Genomic DNA, 16018 nt, shown 5'->3' with positions numbered 1-16018 from the left:
TGAGCACGCTTATGTGTATGAATAATAAATTATTATTACGAATATACTTTTTGATAATATTCAATTTACTTTTAGAAGCGTACAATCCTTTCTTACCCACCTCGAAAAAAGGAATTTGAATGTTCGGTATTGAAAACTTTTGGCTGTTTGTTGTTTCAGGAATAGCGCTTAATCTGATTCCTGGCCCCGACTCTTTGTATGTGATGGGGAGAAGTGCCACACAAGGGATGAAGGCGGGAGTTGTGGCTGGGGCAGGTATTGGTGCGGGTACTTTGTTTCACATTTTTGCAGCGGCATTTGGTCTATCCGCTGTTTTAGCCACCTCGGCTATGGCATTTACGGTCGTCAAAATTATAGGTGGTTTATATCTTCTTTGTATGGCGGCAATGTTGCTGTTTTCTAAGCCTTCTAATTCCAACTCAGACGCACCAGCAAAACTGAATAAAGCCCCTTTAAAGAATATTTTTCTACAAGGCTTTCTTACCAACGTTCTTAACCCTAAGGTGGCGCTGTTTTTCCTCGCTTTTGTTCCTCAATTTATTTCTGCTGAAAGCGACAGCAAAGCGTTAGCCTTTTTGATACTTGGCGTTGTATTTAACGTTAACGGCATGTTCTGGTTGCTGTTCCTTTCTTGGAGCTCTGCAAAAGTCAGCAAAAAAGTACAGCAAAGCGAAACCATTATCCGCTGGACAAAACGCGCAGCAGGTTCGCTGTTTGGTTACTTCGGCATCAAGTTAATGATTACGTCGAATGCCAGCTAATTTTCGGCTTCAACCGGGCTTATTTGCCTGCTATAGCCTAATGTTAGAAGCGGGTAGCCACCGCCACCATGCGATTCAGCTTACTATCCCCAATGGAAGTGCGGAGCTGGCTATCGAAGGCGCTACGTTCAGTGGCGCTTCACTATTAGCCCCTAGTGTTATGCACCAACTCGATATGGAGTCTGGGTGGGTTTGGCTGGTTGAACCTGAGTCGACATTGGGGGAGATCTTTCTGGAACGACTCAATGGAGACACTTGCGTATCTGTGAAGGCGTTGTCGTGTGATGTCGATATAAATCAACAGTTTGATTTTGTGTCAGAGTGGATCGAAAAACAATCGCCTCATCTCAGTAGGTATCGAATTCCAATGGAAACGGAGTATGTTCAGCTCGACAGCCGAATACAGGATTTATTGGAACGGCTGAACCAGTGTTTTGGGCAAGTGTGCGTAAAGCCAGATCATTGGCGAGCGAGTGATGTTGCCGAAGAGGTCGCTTTATCCGAGAGCCGGTTCCTACATGTGTTTAAAGAAAATATGGGGATCGCATGGCGACCTTACTTGCTTTGGCGTCGTCTGCTTTGTGCCATTGGTATGTTGAATTCAGGGAAGAGTGCGACCGAGTCTGCCTATATGTCAGGATTTGCCGACAGCGCTCATCTGAGCCGAACGTTTAAACAACACTTTGGGCTGACTATTCGCGAAGCCATAAAGCTCTTTGAGCAGCATTAGGTAGTTTATATAACCAGTTTATATAGCCAGTTTATTCAATTTCTTTTCTGGCTGATCTCGTAATCTGAGACCTCTAAATCGCAGGAGGTAATATGAATAACGATTTCAACCAATATCTTGTATCTAGCCCTATGGTGGATTTTGAGCACCCTTCCATCCAATCCCTAATTGAGCGAAAGGGTTGGCGTGCGCTACCTCCTTTTCGCGCGATAAAAGCCATATACAACTTTGTCCGTGACGACATTCTCTTCGGCTATAACTTCGACGATACGATCCCAGCAAGCCAAATTCTGAAAGATGGGTATGGGCAATGCAATACTAAAGGCACTTTGTTGATAGCACTGCTCCGCGCGGTGGGGGTTCACGCTCGTTTTCATGGGTTTACTATCGACAACCAACTTCAAAAAGGGGCGATTCCGGCTTACCTGTTTGTGGCGGCGCCAAAAAGAATCATCCATAGCTGGGTTGAAATTTGGTATGGGGATCAATGGCGGGAGGTTGAAGGCTATATCATCGACAGTGATTACCTTTCTCGGGTGCAGCAACGATTCTCAGACCAATGTGATGCCTTTCGTGGTTATGGAATTGCGACTTCATGCTTACAAAATCCGGAAAATGATTGGAATGGTGGGAACACCTATATTCAGCGAGAAGGCATTATCGATGACTTTGGCGTTTACACTCACCCTGATGCCTTTTATGCCAAAAAAGGGAGTAACCTGAAAGGAGTAAAACGCATCCTGTTTCGCTATGTTTTGCGTCATCTAATGAATCGGAATGTGAATCGCATTCGGGCTGAAGGCATCCGCACTATATTGGGTGGAATTGCTCAGAAGTAGTGCAACTCGGTGTAAGGTGGTTTTATTAATGTATTGAATTATATGTAGATTATCTTTTGGCTCATTCTTTGCTCTTGTCTTTTTACCTCATATAAGCGTACGGAAGCGATGTGATATGAGTGTCTTGGGTTCAAAATTCAAAACAACGTCAAAGGCAATGGTGCCTTTCCAGCTTTCGCTGGTTGGGTGCCTTTTTTTGTATCCAAGCAACCTCGATAGGCGAGGTTAACAAGGTTACGGAGCATAATCTGCCAAGGGAAGTCTGCATGTCGAAATGTGAAATACAATCTACCTGCCCTTACTGTGGGGTTGGGTGCAGTGTAAGCGTTGCTGAAGGTCAAATCAAAGGTGATGAAAAGCACCCAGCCAACAAAGGCGCGTTATGCGTAAAAGGCGCGGCTCTGAAAGAAAGTTTGAATATGCCATCGCGGCTACTTTATCCCCGAATTAAGGGCGAAACGGTAACTTGGCAGCGGGCGATAGATACCATTTCAGATAACCTGAAAGACACAATAGAAAAGTACGGACCAAACTCCGTAGCCATGTATGTTTCAGGGCAAATACTCACCGAAGATTACTATGTCGCCAATAAATTGATGAAGGGGTATGTCGGGAGCGCCAATATTGATACCAACTCACGGTTGTGTATGTCGTCGGCGGTGGCCGCACATATTCGTGCGTTTGGCGAAGATGTCGTACCCGTTAACTACGACGACCTACTTAAAACTGATCTGATTGTCATAACTGGAGCGAATACCGCATGGACTCATCCTGTGATTTTTCGTCAGATCCAGCAAGCACGAGAACAAAACCCGCATTTACGTTTAGTGGTTCTAGACCCTCGTAAAACCGTCACTGCGGAACAAGCTGATTTACACTTGGCATTAGAAAACGATGGCGACATCGTGCTTTATAACGGCTTGATTCGTTTTTGTATTGAAAACGGGCATATGGACGAGCGCTTTATTGAGCATCACACCAGTGGTTTTGAATCGCTGTCTCAACTTGTTACCACGCCTGAATATGAACTTCGCAACGTCGCGCAAACATTAGGGCTGGATGTAGGACCATTACGTACTTTCTACCAATGGTTCGCACTGTCTCCCACCGCAATTACTGTATTTTGCCAAGGAATCAATCAGTCGAGTGAAGGCGTCGATAAGGCCAATAGCATTATAAACGCCCACTTACTTACCGGAAAAATAGGTAAAGCGGGCAGCGGACCTTTTTCAATAACTGGGCAACCCAACGCTATGGGCGGGAGAGAAGTGGGTGGTCTAGCGAATATGTTGGCCGTGCATCGAGGCTTTGATGATGATTCGATTGAAAAAGTGGCTCAGTTTTGGGGGGCGCCAAACATCGCAACCAAACCGGGTTTGAAAGCCGTGGATTTGTTCGACGCGGTGGAAAAAGGGGAGGTGAAAGTCATTTGGGTCATGGCTACAAACCCAGTGGTTTCCATGCCGAATGCCGACAAAGTGCGCCGTGCACTCGCTCAGTGTGACATGGTGATTGTCTCCGACATTACGCCAGACAGCGATACTGCTCAATACGCTGATGTATTGCTTCCCGCGGCTGGATGGGGCGAAAAGCAAGGCATGGTGACAAACTCCGAGCGATGCATGTCGCGTCAGCGCCGTTTTATGGCACCGCCGGGTGAAGCCAAAGCCGATTGGGAAACCATCAGTGCGGTAGGTCGGGCATTGTGCGAAAAAATGGGCATAGAAAGCGGGTTTGATTTTGAGTCTGAAGCCGATGTATTTCGAGAATACGCACGAATGACATCCATAAATCACGAATCGCCGCTTCTGCTGGATATATCAGAATTGGCAGACATATCAGATGATGAGTATCAACACTGGACGCCAGCTCGATGGCCTTTAAATGAAGATTCCGCCCCTTACCGTAATGGTCGGTTTAGCACGGCTTCTGGCAGAGCCAACTTCTTGGTGACCAAGCCCAATGAATCGGATAAAACCGATCCAACATGGTGGCTGAATACGGGGCGTCACCGAGACCAATGGCATACGATGACGCGAACAGGGCACATCGAGCATCTTTCAGAACTCGATCCAGAACCTACCTTGTATCTCAACTCACTGAGCGGTGAAATGCTAGGCGTTAGTGAAGGTGAACTGGTTAAAATTCAGCATCCAACTCTTGCCGAAGGTTCTATTGTTTACGCCAAAGCAAAATGGGATAAAGGGCTGAATGCCAAGCAAGTGTTTATGAGTATGCACTGGGCTGGTTGCTACAGTGGTCATGACGAGTCAGCAAGCCAAATAAATCGAGTACTCGAATCTGTGGTTGATCCTCTTTCTGGGCAGCCTGCATTCAAATCTCAACCCGTATCTCTGATGCCCGCAAAAGTGGGCAGTTACATCACTCATGTTCAGCGCCATGGTGATCACAACAAACCGAATGCCATTGTGCAGAATCATCCTATTTATTCGTCAATGCAAACGCTCGATACGGGCGTTGTTTGGCGTTATTGCACTTCAACTTCTTATTCCAAACCATCATTAATGCAGGCGCTTTCTGGATGTCTGATTTTAGACATACCACAAGGCTGGTGCGTAATCGCAGGACGGTTTGATCCGTTAGAAAAATGCTTTGTGACAGACGCGATAACGGTGATCAGCCACAAACCGATGCCTGTGAATGCCAATGAAATCGCAGAGATGTTAGGAAAGCCACTTGATATTCGAAACTTATCTCAAGGGTTGTCTGGTCGTGAGCGAGGCACCTTGGTTTGCAGCTGTTTTAGGGTGTCAGATATTCAAATTCAGCAAGCGATTGAGCAACACAACATTCAATCATTACACCAATTACAGGCCGTACTTAAGTGCGGAACCAACTGTGGGTCATGCATTCCCGAGCTCAATAACGCTTTGGAACAAAACGTAATTTTTATGAAGTAGGGGATATTCTGGAATGACAAAAGTAATGCAAACGGATTGTAGATCGACTTCATTCAGACCTCTGCTGTTTAAGAAAGTTAACTTAGATGCGCGCGCACCCACAATGCATCAGACAAACGGAAAGGGTGGGGGAACAGTTAAATTGGTGGGGTGCGGTCCAAGTGACCCCGAATTGCTAACCATCAAAGCATTTAAAGCCATTCAAGATGCCCAAGTGTTGGTGTATGACCGCTTGATCAACCAAGACATTTTAACGCTCGCCAGACCACATGTGGAAACCATTTACGTTGGTAAACGCTGCGGTCATCCAAGTATGAAGCAAGAAGCGATAAACGCGTTGCTCGTCCGGTTAGCCAAGGAAGGCAAACAGGTCGTAAGGCTCAAGGGGGGCGACCCTTTTATATTTGGTCGGGGTGGTGAAGAAGCATTGGAATTAGCGAAATATCAGATCCCGTTTGAAGTGATACCTGGCATTACTGCTGCGATCGGCTGTGCTGCCAGTTCACTGATTCCGCTGACTCATCGAGAAGTTTCGCGCAGCGTCACGCTAGTTACGGGGAACGTGGTGACGGGCGCTTTACCTGCTTGGAGTGGTTTGGTGAATAGCGGGCAAACGCTGGTTTTTTACATGGGGTTAGAAAAAGCAAACGAGATCCAGCAAGGGCTGATTAAAAATGGATTAAAGGGAGAAACGCCTGCCGCCATTGTGACCAACGGATGCAGCGATGAAGAAAACATTCATACCCTAACGCTGAACCAACTAAATGATGCTGCCAAGAAATTAAAGGGCATTAGCCCTGCACTGATGATCTTGGGCGAAGTGGTGAATATAAGAGCAAGTATTTCAGCTTTGATATCACAGAGCGTGGAGTTTTCTGTATAGTGACCACTTCGTCAAAAGGTGCAGTAAAAGGATGCAGTAAATGTCTATCGCTATTCAGTGTATTAAGGCTCTCGGGAAAGGCGAGCGTGGAAGAAGACCGCTCACTGAACAAGAATCGTTCGATTTGTTGAGAGGATGGTTTGATGGGCAAGTTGCCGACGACCAACTGGCGATGGCATTAGTATTGATGCGGGTGAACAACGAAACGCCGGAAGAAATAGCAGGTTTTGTCCGTGCGTTTCATGAAGGCTTTGAACCTATCAAAGCGGATTTGGATTGGCCCTTGTATGCCGGAAAGCGCGTTCACGAGAACAAAACGACCGACAGAGCTTGGCATTTGGTCGCGGCTAAAATTTTGGCGGATAACGGTCACAAGATTCTATTGCACGGTCACGCGCAAAGACACTTAACAAAAAATCACGCCGAGCAGTCTCTAGACGCGATCGGCATTGTTAAAGCAGAGAGTTTGGAGCACGCAGAAAAAGTCATTCAATCCGAGGGCATCGCATACCTGCCATTAGAAACTTTTCAGCCCAAAATAGTAACGTTACTAAGTTGGAACGCGCGATATGGCGTAAGAACACCAATCAATACGGTAGTGCGAGCGCTTAACCCGGGTCAATTACCTTATGGGCTAAGAGGCAGCTTTCACCCAGGTTTTCAGGAGCTGCACGCCAAAGTAGAACAAAAAGTTTGCGCTGAATCTAGGCGTGTACTGTCGTTTAAAGGGACATCGGGTGAAACCGAATTCAACCCAAAAGTGAGCCAAACCGTTTGGGTGTGCGACCACGGAAAAGTCGAGCCCGTCTATTGGGAAGAAAGCGCTTCTCAGAGCGTCAAAGTCGCGGAAAATTGTGTGCTTGGAACGGCACCTGCTGAACTTGAATTGATGTCGCACAGCGTTGTCGCGACGCTAGTGTCAGCGCTGTTTGCGATTCATGGAGACAAAGAAAAGGCACAAAAATTGGCAAACGAATATTGGGGCCAATATCTAGCTAAGACAGCCTTAGTCTCCTAACCCATCCCACTTCATAACAGAAGTCGGAATGCGATAAAAAGGACATGTTATGAAGGATCATACGGTTTTCGTACTCAGCGATAACTTAGAACATCAAACGCGAATTTGTGAACAACTGGCCACGCAGCAAATGAAGGTTGTGCGTTGCCAGTTGGCACATATAGACGTGATGCTGAACGAAGCAGATTCGGGCATAGAACCAGAACTCAATTTCAATCGTCAGGCGTTGGTGGTTTCATGGGCTGCCCCAACCGCTGAATTGAAGTGCCTCATTGAATATGCTGCCGCCAAAAAGTGTGTATTAGTCATCCTTGTAGAAACACTTCAGGTCGATAACATTGCTCACCTGCCTTTCGCAAACCAATATGTCATCCTTCCTTATCGTTCCGATCATGATTTAGCCATGTGGCTCCAACACGCTGCGCGATTACGTGAAAATATGGATAAAGTGGAACAAGAAATCGCTTCGCTACATCAAAAGCTCGATGATCGAAAGTGGATCGAAAAAGCCAAGGGCACTTTGATGAAAATGCACCGCATAGATGAAGAAGAAGCCTATAAAGCACTTCGAACCAGCGCGATGAAATCCAGCCAGCCAATCGGCCTTGTGGCTAAGAATCTAATGCTAACGTTTGATGCGATTGGTTAACTCAGACCCGATAGAGTATATAACCTGAACTCGGGATAACAGATTGCTTTCTAATGGCTCTTTTTACTTATTACTTCGTTGAACCCCCTCCCAATAACCCGTTATTGGTTCGTGGCTTCGCCTTGTCTTAAGCAAAAATAGCTCATTATAATTCGTCTATTGGAAAGCTACTTGTATTTGAATAGATTAGCTAACCCCTTATCCCTAGTTCAGGTTATGTAGACTGGAATAACACTCGATCTGGTGCAGGGATGCACTACAAAGCGGCAAAAGAGCTAAGTTAATAATGTGATGATAGATTAACCATATGATTTAAATCAAATTTTTCATTTGGCACGCAACTTGAACTAATAAAAACTATAAGCGGAGCAATGCTCCAATAGACCATCAACGGCGGTGGTCAATAGCTAAGCAATGGCGCGACTGCACTCTAGGTGCAGCCGCGCCTTTTTTTTAAGTTTTTATTATTGGAATTTTGAACAGGAGCGTTCGAATGGGTTGTCGGAAAAACAGAATAAGGTCTTGGTTACTAAAAACCGTGGGTTTAACACTTTCATTCGGTGCTATCTCATTAAGTGCGCATTCTGCTTTTGCACAGGTAGGGGAGCCTGAGCTAGAGGACTTGAAGTTTGGCTTTATTAAGCTGACCGACATGGCGCCTCTTGCGGTGGCGTACGAAAAAGGTTTTTTTGAGGACGAAGGCCTGTACGTAACGCTGGAAGCGCAAGCCAACTGGAAAGTGTTACTCGATAGAGTGATTGATGGTGAATTGGATGGTGCGCACATGCTGTCGGGGCAGCCGCTGGGGGCCACCATTGGCATAGGTACAAAAGCAGAGGTGATCACCGCGTTTAGTATGGATTTGAATGGCAACGCCATTACGGTTTCTAACGATATATGGCAGCAGATGAAGCCCCACGTAAACAAACAGACGGATGGGAAACCTGTCCACCCAATCAAAGCCGATGCGTTAAAACCTGTTGTAGAAAGTTACCTCGACAAAGGGAAGCCATTCAACATGGGTATGGTGTTTCCGGTTTCTACCCATAATTACGAATTACGCTACTGGCTAGCGGCTGGGGGGATTCACCCAGGGTATTACGCTCCGAAAACAGGAGACAACAGTGGTCAGTTAGACGCTGATGTGCTGCTGAGTGTCACCCCTCCACCGCAAATGCCCGCCACGATGGAAGCGGGAACCATAATGGGATACTGCGTCGGCGAACCGTGGAATCAGCAAGCGGTTATCAAGGGAATAGGTGTTCCTGTAGTCACCGATTACGAAATATGGAAAAACAATCCTGAAAAAGTGTTTGGTGTCTCTAAAGCTTGGGCAGAAAAGTATCCGAATACACACATTCGCGTAGTTAAGGCATTAATTCGAGCGGCCCATTGGTTAGATGAGAACAACAACGCCAACCGTGAAGAAGCGGTGAAGATACTGGCTAAAAGCCAATACGTTGGCGCAGATGCGGATGTGATCGCCAACAGTATGACAGGCACGTTTGAGTATGAAAAAGGCGACAAACGTTCAGTACCAGACTTCAACGTGTTTTTTCGCTATAACGCGACCTACCCCTATTACAGCGACGCTATTTGGTACCTCACGCAAATGCGCCGCTGGGGGCAAATTCCAGAAGAAAAGCCAGATGATTGGTACGCCAATATCGCGAAACAAGTGTATCGCCCCGACATTTACCAACAGGCTGCAGAATCCCTCATCAAAGATGGAGTGTTGAGCAAATCAGATTTCCCAGAATTCAGTTCACAAGATGGTTACCGCCAGCCACAAACGCATTTTATCGACAACATCGTGTACGACGGTAAAAAGCCAAATGCTTATTTGAAGAAGTTCAGTATCGGGCTGAAAGGCACAGAGGAAATCTAATATGGACAGTCAGTTATCTAAGAAACCCTTGCCTAAGAATAAAATATCGGAAAACAACGTGTTTTCGTTATTCCCAAATAAAACGCAAGTCGCCAATCACAGCAGAGCATTGTTGCTTCCTTTGCTTGGGATATTGTTATTCTTGATGCTTTGGCATTTGTCAGCTCGCCAAGTACAAACCTCACTCGGCACATTGCCGGGGCCCGTTCAAACAGCGCAGCAGTTTGGTCATTTGGTTTCCGACCACTGGGCAGAAAGAGAGAAAGAAGTGGCGTTTGTTGAGCGTCAAGAAAAACGCAATGCAGCCAAACTGGCGAAAGATCCAGATGCCAAAGTGAAAATTCGCCCTTATACCGGTAAGCCAACCTTTTTCGACCAGATAGCGACCAGCTTGATCACCGTCGCGTGTGGCTTTCTTCTCGCCTCATTTATCGCCATTCCTGCGGGTATCGTATTGGGGTTAAATCACAATTTGTACCAAGCATTCAACCCAGTTATCCAGTTACTTAAGCCAGTTTCACCGTTGGCATGGTTACCCATTGTCACCATGGTGGTGAGTGCCACATACGTTAGCTCCGATCCTTTAGTCGCAAAATCCTTTGTGAACTCTTTGCTTACCGTAGCGCTGTGCAGTTTGTGGCCGACGCTCATCAACACAGCTGTAGGTGTAACGAGCGTCGATAAGGATCTGGTGAACGTAAGCCGAGTGTTACGCCTATCGTGGTGGAAACACATCTGGACGATTGTTCTTCCTTCAGCCATTCCCATGATTTTTACCGGCTTGCGCCTTTCGTTAGGCGTTGCTTGGATGGTGCTGATTGCCGCAGAAATGTTGGCGCAAAACCCAGGGCTAGGAAAGTTCGTGTGGGATGAATTTCAGAACGGCAGCTCAGCCTCACTAGGGCGGATCATGGTTGCTGTGATCACGATTGGGTTCATCGGGCTGTTGCTCGATAGAGGCATGCTGACGCTGCAAAAGTCAGTGTCTTGGGACAAGCAGCAAATACTGCGTTAGGAGAGCATTATGCCAAATACATTTTTAAACCTGACTCAGTTAGGTATGCGATTTCCCACTCCCAAAGGCGAATTTGTTGCTTTGAAAAAAGTGGATTTACGCATTCAAGAGGGCGAATTCATTTCACTGATTGGCCACTCTGGTTGTGGGAAGTCAACGGTACTTAACCTTGTTGCTGGGTTGCACGAACCAACCGATGGCGGCGTGATATTGCAAGGACGAGAAGTAGATGGACCGGGACCAGAGCGCGCAGTCGTGTTTCAAAACCACTCGTTGCTGCCTTGGTTGTCGGTTTACCAAAACGTGGAACTGGCGGTAAAACAATTAGCTTCCAAGAACTTATCTTCCAAGAACTTATCTTCTAAGAACTTAGTTTCCAAGAACTTAGCCACCAAGAATCTAGATACAAGCCATACAGGAATAAAGAAAAACAAATCATGGGTGCGGGATCAGATTCAGCATTACCTTGAATTAGTGCAAATGACCCACGCCAGTGACAAAAAGCCCGATGAAATTTCAGGTGGCATGAAACAGCGAGTCGGGATTGCACGAGCACTTGCTTTGCAGCCAAAAGTGCTACTGAAAAGTGCTACTGATGGATGAACCCTTTGGCGCATTAGATGCGTTAACCAGAGCCCACTTGCAAGATGCACTGATGACGATTCATGCGGAGCTCAATACCACCGTGATCATGATAACGCACGATGTTGACGAAGCTGTTTTGCTGTCGGATCGAATTGTCATGATGACCAACGGACCAGCGGCCACGATTGGTGAAGTACTCGATGTAGATCTGGACAGACCGAGAAATCGCGTCCAGTTGGCAGATAACGCCCAATATCAAAAATATCGCCAGTCGGTTTTACGTTTTCTGTACGAAAAACAAGCCAAGCCGCAACCCGTATTGGCAACCTCAAAACAAGAAGAGCCGTTAGACGCTCCCAAAAGCGCATAAGGAAGGTGAGCAAAATGGAACGTTTGGTCATTGTCGGGAACGGAATGGTGGGGCATCAATTGGTGGCTTCACTGGTAGAAAAACACGCTCATTTACACTATCAAATTACAGTGATTGGGGAAGAGACTTGCATCGCGTACGACAGAGTACAGTTGTCTGCTCTCTTTTCTGGTAAGTCCCACGAAGACTTAAAGCTTGGAAGTGAGGACTGGTATAAAAAATATGGGGTAGAGCTACTTCTTGGTCGTCAGGTTACGTCTGTTAAAACTGAAAATCAGCAAGTGGTGATCGATGACAACGTTATTCTTCAGTACGACAAATTGGTTCTTGCAACGGGATCTTATCCGTTTGTCCCTCCCATTCCTGGGCATGAGCGTAAAAACTGTTTTGTCTATCGAACGCTGGACGACCTTTCTGAGATTCAAGCAGCCTGTAAAGGGGCGAAATCCGGCGCAGTGATCGGTGGTGGGTTACTTGGTCTAGAAGCGGCCAACGCATTAAGGCTACTTGGGTTGGATACCCACGTGATTGAGTTTGCACCGAGATTGATGCCTGTTCAGCTTGATGGTGGGGCAGGCAATATGCTGAAAAGCAAAATAGAGTCGCTCGGCTTGCAGGTGCATACAGGCACTGCGACAGAAGAAATTATTGATGGAGAAAGCGCATTTCATCGCATGAATTTGAAAGATAAAGACCCGTTGGAAGTTGATGTCATCGTCTTTTCTGCTGGGATTCGACCTCAAGACGAGTTAGCAAGGCTGGCTGGGATTGCCGTGGGCGAGCGAGGTGGCATTGTGATTGATGACCACTGCATTACGAGCGATCCGAACGTGTACGCCATTGGGGAATGCGCTTTATGGCAACAAAAAATCTTCGGGCTGGTGGCTCCAGGTTACCAAATGGCACGGACGGTGGCCGAGCAATTGTCGGGTGGAGACAGCACGTTTACTGGCGCGGACATGAGCACTAAGCTCAAACTGCTTGGGGTGGATGTTGCCTCGATTGGCGATGCGCAGATGACGACAGAAGGCGCTCAGGAACTCATTCTTCAAGATGCTAATACCGGCATTTACAAGAAGCTGATTACTGATGCATCTGGGTCGCAATTGTTGGGCGCGATATTGGTAGGGGACAATACTGATTATGATGCTTTGCTTCAGTGTTACCTAAATCAATCACCGCTACCTGAATATCCAGCGGAGCTGCTGTTGGATGCTTCACCCCTATCGGGAGAAATCGGCGATAACACGCTTATCTGCTCTTGCCATAATGTCACTAAAAGCGATTTGGTGGTTGCCATTCAAGCTGGCGCACACGATCTCAATACCTTGAAATCTGAAACCAAAGCTGGCACAGGTTGTGGCGGGTGCAGCAACATGGTGAAAACCGTGTTGGATGCAGAATTGGCTGCGATGGGCATGGAGGTCAACAACCATATCTGCGAGCATTTTGCGTATTCAAGACAGGAGTTGTTCCATATCTGTCAGGTTGAGGCGATCCACGATTTTGAAACTTTGCTCACCCGATACGGTAGTGGTGTTGGGTGCGATCTATGTAAGCCGACAGCGGCGTCGATTTTTGCATCGCTGTGGAATGAACACATTTTGGAGCCACAACACCAAGCGCTGCAAGATTCAAACGATGCCTTTATGGCTAACCTGCAAAAAGACGGTTCCTACTCCGTTGTACCTCGTGTTCCCGGCGGAGAGATAACACCAGATAAGCTTATCCGTTTAGGGCAAGTTGCAAAGCAATACGATCTCTACACCAAAATTACTGGTGGGCAACGCGTTGACTTGTTTGGTGCCAAGATGGAGCAGTTGCCTGAAATATGGGAACAACTCATCGAAGCGGGCTTTGAGACAGGGCATGCTTATGGCAAGTCGCTGCGAACAGTGAAATCGTGCGTTGGTTCAACATGGTGTCGATATGGCGTCGATGATTCCGTTGGCTTCGCTATTGAGCTTGAAAATCGCTACAAAGGTTTGCGTTCGCCCCACAAGCTAAAAATGGCGGTGTCCGGATGTACACGGGAATGTGCGGAAGCGCAGAGCAAAGATATCGGCGTTATTGCCACAGAAAATGGTTGGAATTTGTATGTTTGCGGCAACGGGGGAATGCGTCCTCGCCATGCGGATTTGCTGGCTTCTGATTTGTCGAAAGACGAGTTGATTATCTTGATTGACCGTGTGTTGATGTTCTACGTTCAAACGGCAGATAAGCTTCAACGAACCTCAGTATGGATGGACAATCTTGATGGTGGGTTGGAGTACCTGCAAAGTGTCGTGATAGAGGATTCGTTGGGAATCAACGCTCAATTAGAAGCGCAGATGCAACATGTGGTGGATTCGTATCAATGTGAATGGAAAACCGCTGTGATGTCGGATAAAAAACGTGCCCGATTCCGTCCATTCATAAATCACGAAGGTGATAGCGTTCCGCTGCCTTACCAGAGAGTTCGAGGGCAACGTATACCCAGTACAATTCCGATTCAAAATTCAGAGGTGAAATGATGTGGAAGAAGATTTGCGATATCAACCAGCTTTCGCCCTATCAAGGCGTTGGGAGTGTGTTTGACGATCATCAGGTCGCGCTATTTTTGGTGCCGGACGAAGCGTTTGTGGGTTCAAGTAAACCGGATAATTCGCCCCGCGTGTTTGCTGTCGGGAATTGGGACCCAATAGCAAGGGCTTACGTAATGAGTCGAGGAATTGTTGGAAATCAGGGGGAGGAGTTGTGCGTCGCCTCTCCTATGTACAAACAGCATTTTAGCTTAGAGACCGGCGCGTGTTTGGAAATGCCAGAACAGAGTTTAAGAACGTGGCAAGTTCAGATAAAAAATGACGAAGTATGGATCAAATCTAAACAGCCCTAAGATCTAACTTAGCCAATGACATTAAAAGGGGAGAGGCATTTATTCAATGCCTCTCCTCTTTCTTTAGTGAGTCAGCGAAAGTGCCCTGTTAGAGAGAGAACGAAAGCGCCTTTATTTCTGCTCGAACTGTTTCGCCAATTGGAACAGCCTATCGACACCTTGTTTCAATACTTGGCTGTTTTGCTCAACCAGATCCGTCTCTGCTAAATTTTTCTCAGATGTTTGAGCAATAGAATGTACGCGATCGCTGACTTGACTAGACAGTTGAGTTTGTTGGTTGGCCGAGTTAGATACTTGGTCAATCAAACCATGAATTTCAGTCATCATTTGCTCAATTTGCTGTAGGCTTTGCGCGCCCTCCTGAGCTATCACAACACAGTCGCCAGTCTGGTCTCTGCTGCGTTCAATTTCTTTTTGCCATGTCGAAATGGTCGACAACATTTGCCCCAAGCTTGCCTGAATAGTCTCGGTTGCATTTTGGGTGCGTGATGAAAGCGCACGAACTTCGTCGGCAACAACGGCAAATCCACGGCCTTGCTCTCCTGCTCGCGCCGCTTCTATCGCAGCATTCAGTGCCAACAAGTTCGTTTGTTCGGCAATGCCACTGATCTCAGACATCACTGAGCCAACTTTTTGTGCTTGTTCGCTCAATTGATAAGTGGTTTGCGCAGCTTTTTCTGCATTAGCAGCGAGTTGATTCAATTGATTTTCAGTCGCATCAATTTTGGCTCGGGTTTGGTCGCATTGCGATTGAGTATCGTTGATCAGCACTTGAGTTTGGGATGCATGCTCAAATACTTGATTAGCCGAAGAAGCCATATCATTCACCGCGCTGGCAACGTGGTGAATGTCGGTGTTTTGTTGTCGAATGGCACCCATGGCTCGGATTGCAGTATTGCTTAAGTCATCGGATAACTGGTGAAGAGGCGCAGCGGAATCGGTCATTCTTCCCAACACCGTGCGAATACGTGCTTGTAGCAACTTGATATGGAAATCTGCGGAAGACGCAATGTGGTTACCTGAATAAACCAATCGGCTCACACTGTCGTATTCTGATTGCAGCTTTTTCAAAAACGCAGGGGTATCAATGAGTTCTTGGCGGAAGAAAACCGCAAGCACAGCAGCAGGTAATGCGCTCATCATAAGTTGCCACGACACGCCACTTTCCATCATATTCGCAATGATAGGGACGGCACATGCCGCAGCAAGTGCGGAATATTTGAATGCTGTAGGCAAACCAAAAGCAAAGCTGCGCCCGTTCTTTTCTGCTTCTAGGAGCTTTTGGTAGGCTTTTGAAGCTACATCAACCCATTTTGATTTTGGTTTCACTCGGACCGATTGGTAACCCGCGATTCTGCCTTGTTCGTAAATAGGGGTTACATATGCATCTACCCAGTAGAAACCGCCATTCTTGGTTCGATTTTTCACAATCCCTCGCCAAGCATTACCCTTCTTTAGGTGCGACCACATATCAGCAAACGCCG

Annotated in this window: 12 protein-coding genes and 1 pseudogene; 12 read left to right on the top strand and 1 reads right to left on the bottom strand. The window is 46.8% G+C overall.

Annotation, left to right across the window (positions count from 1 at the left end):
* Positions 1-119 precede the first annotated feature (119 nt).
* The 12 genes and pseudogenes from Q8W40_RS09755 (at position 120) to nirD (ending at position 14534) form a co-directional block, all read left to right on the top strand.
* Entirely contained in the window at positions 120-761 is a 642-nt protein-coding gene (locus tag Q8W40_RS09755; RefSeq protein ID WP_305396978.1) for a LysE family translocator, read from the top strand.
* Positions 751-1491, top strand: coding sequence for an AraC family transcriptional regulator (locus Q8W40_RS09750; RefSeq protein ID WP_305396977.1), 741 nt, complete (start codon positions 751-753; stop codon positions 1489-1491). The genes Q8W40_RS09755 and Q8W40_RS09750 overlap by 11 nt, the downstream gene beginning before the upstream one ends.
* A gap of 92 nt (positions 1492-1583) precedes the next feature.
* On the top strand, positions 1584-2330 hold the full coding sequence (locus Q8W40_RS09745) for a transglutaminase-like domain-containing protein (protein ID WP_305396976.1): 747 nt from the start codon (positions 1584-1586) through the stop codon (positions 2328-2330).
* Positions 2331-2596: 266 nt separating this feature from the next.
* A complete protein-coding gene (locus Q8W40_RS09740) occupies positions 2597-5251 on the top strand; it encodes a nitrate reductase (protein ID WP_305396975.1) in 2655 nt (884 codons plus the stop codon).
* 13 nt (positions 5252-5264) lie between these two features.
* The gene (gene cobA, locus Q8W40_RS09735; RefSeq protein ID WP_305396973.1) at positions 5265-6134 is read left to right on the top strand and encodes a uroporphyrinogen-III C-methyltransferase; all 870 of its coding nucleotides are present in this window, start codon (positions 5265-5267) and stop codon (positions 6132-6134) included.
* A 40-nt stretch (positions 6135-6174) separates the two neighbouring features.
* Positions 6175-7152, top strand: coding sequence for a glycosyl transferase family protein (locus Q8W40_RS09730; protein ID WP_305396971.1), 978 nt, complete (start codon positions 6175-6177; stop codon positions 7150-7152).
* Positions 7153-7201: 49 nt separating this feature from the next.
* Positions 7202-7801 (top strand): ANTAR domain-containing response regulator, encoded by a 600-nt coding sequence (locus Q8W40_RS09725; RefSeq protein ID WP_305396969.1) that lies wholly within the window; start codon positions 7202-7204, stop codon positions 7799-7801.
* 493 nt (positions 7802-8294) lie between these two features.
* Positions 8295-9689: a CmpA/NrtA family ABC transporter substrate-binding protein gene (locus tag Q8W40_RS09720; RefSeq protein WP_305396967.1), complete on the top strand. Its 1395-nt coding sequence runs from the start codon at positions 8295-8297 to the stop codon at positions 9687-9689.
* A gap of 1 nt (position 9690) precedes the next feature.
* Positions 9691-10704, top strand: coding sequence for an ABC transporter permease (locus Q8W40_RS09715; RefSeq protein ID WP_101111773.1), 1014 nt, complete (start codon positions 9691-9693; stop codon positions 10702-10704).
* A 9-nt stretch (positions 10705-10713) separates the two neighbouring features.
* Positions 10714-11659: pseudogene (locus tag Q8W40_RS09710) on the top strand (ABC transporter ATP-binding protein).
* 14 nt (positions 11660-11673) lie between these two features.
* Complete coding sequence (nirB, locus tag Q8W40_RS09705; protein ID WP_305396965.1) at positions 11674-14172, top strand: nitrite reductase large subunit NirB; 2499 nt, start codon at positions 11674-11676, stop codon at positions 14170-14172.
* Positions 14169-14534 carry a nitrite reductase small subunit NirD gene (gene nirD, locus Q8W40_RS09700; RefSeq protein ID WP_317982783.1) on the top strand — a complete coding sequence of 122 codons (366 nt, stop codon included), beginning with the start codon at positions 14169-14171 and terminating at the stop codon, positions 14532-14534. The genes nirB and nirD overlap by 4 nt, the downstream gene beginning before the upstream one ends.
* 111 nt (positions 14535-14645) lie before the next feature.
* On the opposite strand, the gene Q8W40_RS09695 is transcribed toward nirD, so the two are convergent.
* Positions 14646-16018, bottom strand: a 1373-nt coding sequence (locus Q8W40_RS09695; protein WP_305396964.1) for a methyl-accepting chemotaxis protein, incomplete at its 5' end; no start/stop codon positions are given.

This window comes from Vibrio penaeicida (assembly GCF_030689305.1).
Lineage (GTDB): Bacteria > Pseudomonadota > Gammaproteobacteria > Enterobacterales > Vibrionaceae > Vibrio > Vibrio penaeicida_B.
Note: the sequence above shows the minus strand (reverse complement) of the source record. Positions and strands in the feature narration are given on the sequence as shown.

Bases quoted from the DNA above. Each gene is read 5' to 3' on its own strand.
- Q8W40_RS09755 (WP_305396978.1), top strand. From the start codon at position 120: ATGTTCGGTATTGAAAACTTTTGGCTGTTTGTTGTTTCAGGAATAGCG.
- Q8W40_RS09750 (WP_305396977.1), top strand. From the start codon at position 751: ATGCCAGCTAATTTTCGGCTTCAACCGGGCTTATTTGCCTGCTATAGC.
- Q8W40_RS09745 (WP_305396976.1), top strand. From the start codon at position 1,584: ATGAATAACGATTTCAACCAATATCTTGTATCTAGCCCTATGGTGGAT.
- Q8W40_RS09740 (WP_305396975.1), top strand. From the start codon at position 2,597: ATGTCGAAATGTGAAATACAATCTACCTGCCCTTACTGTGGGGTTGGG.
- cobA (WP_305396973.1), top strand. From the start codon at position 5,265: ATGACAAAAGTAATGCAAACGGATTGTAGATCGACTTCATTCAGACCT.
- Q8W40_RS09730 (WP_305396971.1), top strand. From the start codon at position 6,175: ATGTCTATCGCTATTCAGTGTATTAAGGCTCTCGGGAAAGGCGAGCGT.
- Q8W40_RS09725 (WP_305396969.1), top strand. From the start codon at position 7,202: ATGAAGGATCATACGGTTTTCGTACTCAGCGATAACTTAGAACATCAA.
- Q8W40_RS09720 (WP_305396967.1), top strand. From the start codon at position 8,295: ATGGGTTGTCGGAAAAACAGAATAAGGTCTTGGTTACTAAAAACCGTG.
- Q8W40_RS09715 (WP_101111773.1), top strand. From the start codon at position 9,691: ATGGACAGTCAGTTATCTAAGAAACCCTTGCCTAAGAATAAAATATCG.
- nirB (WP_305396965.1), top strand. From the start codon at position 11,674: ATGGAACGTTTGGTCATTGTCGGGAACGGAATGGTGGGGCATCAATTG.
- nirD (WP_317982783.1), top strand. From the start codon at position 14,169: ATGATGTGGAAGAAGATTTGCGATATCAACCAGCTTTCGCCCTATCAA.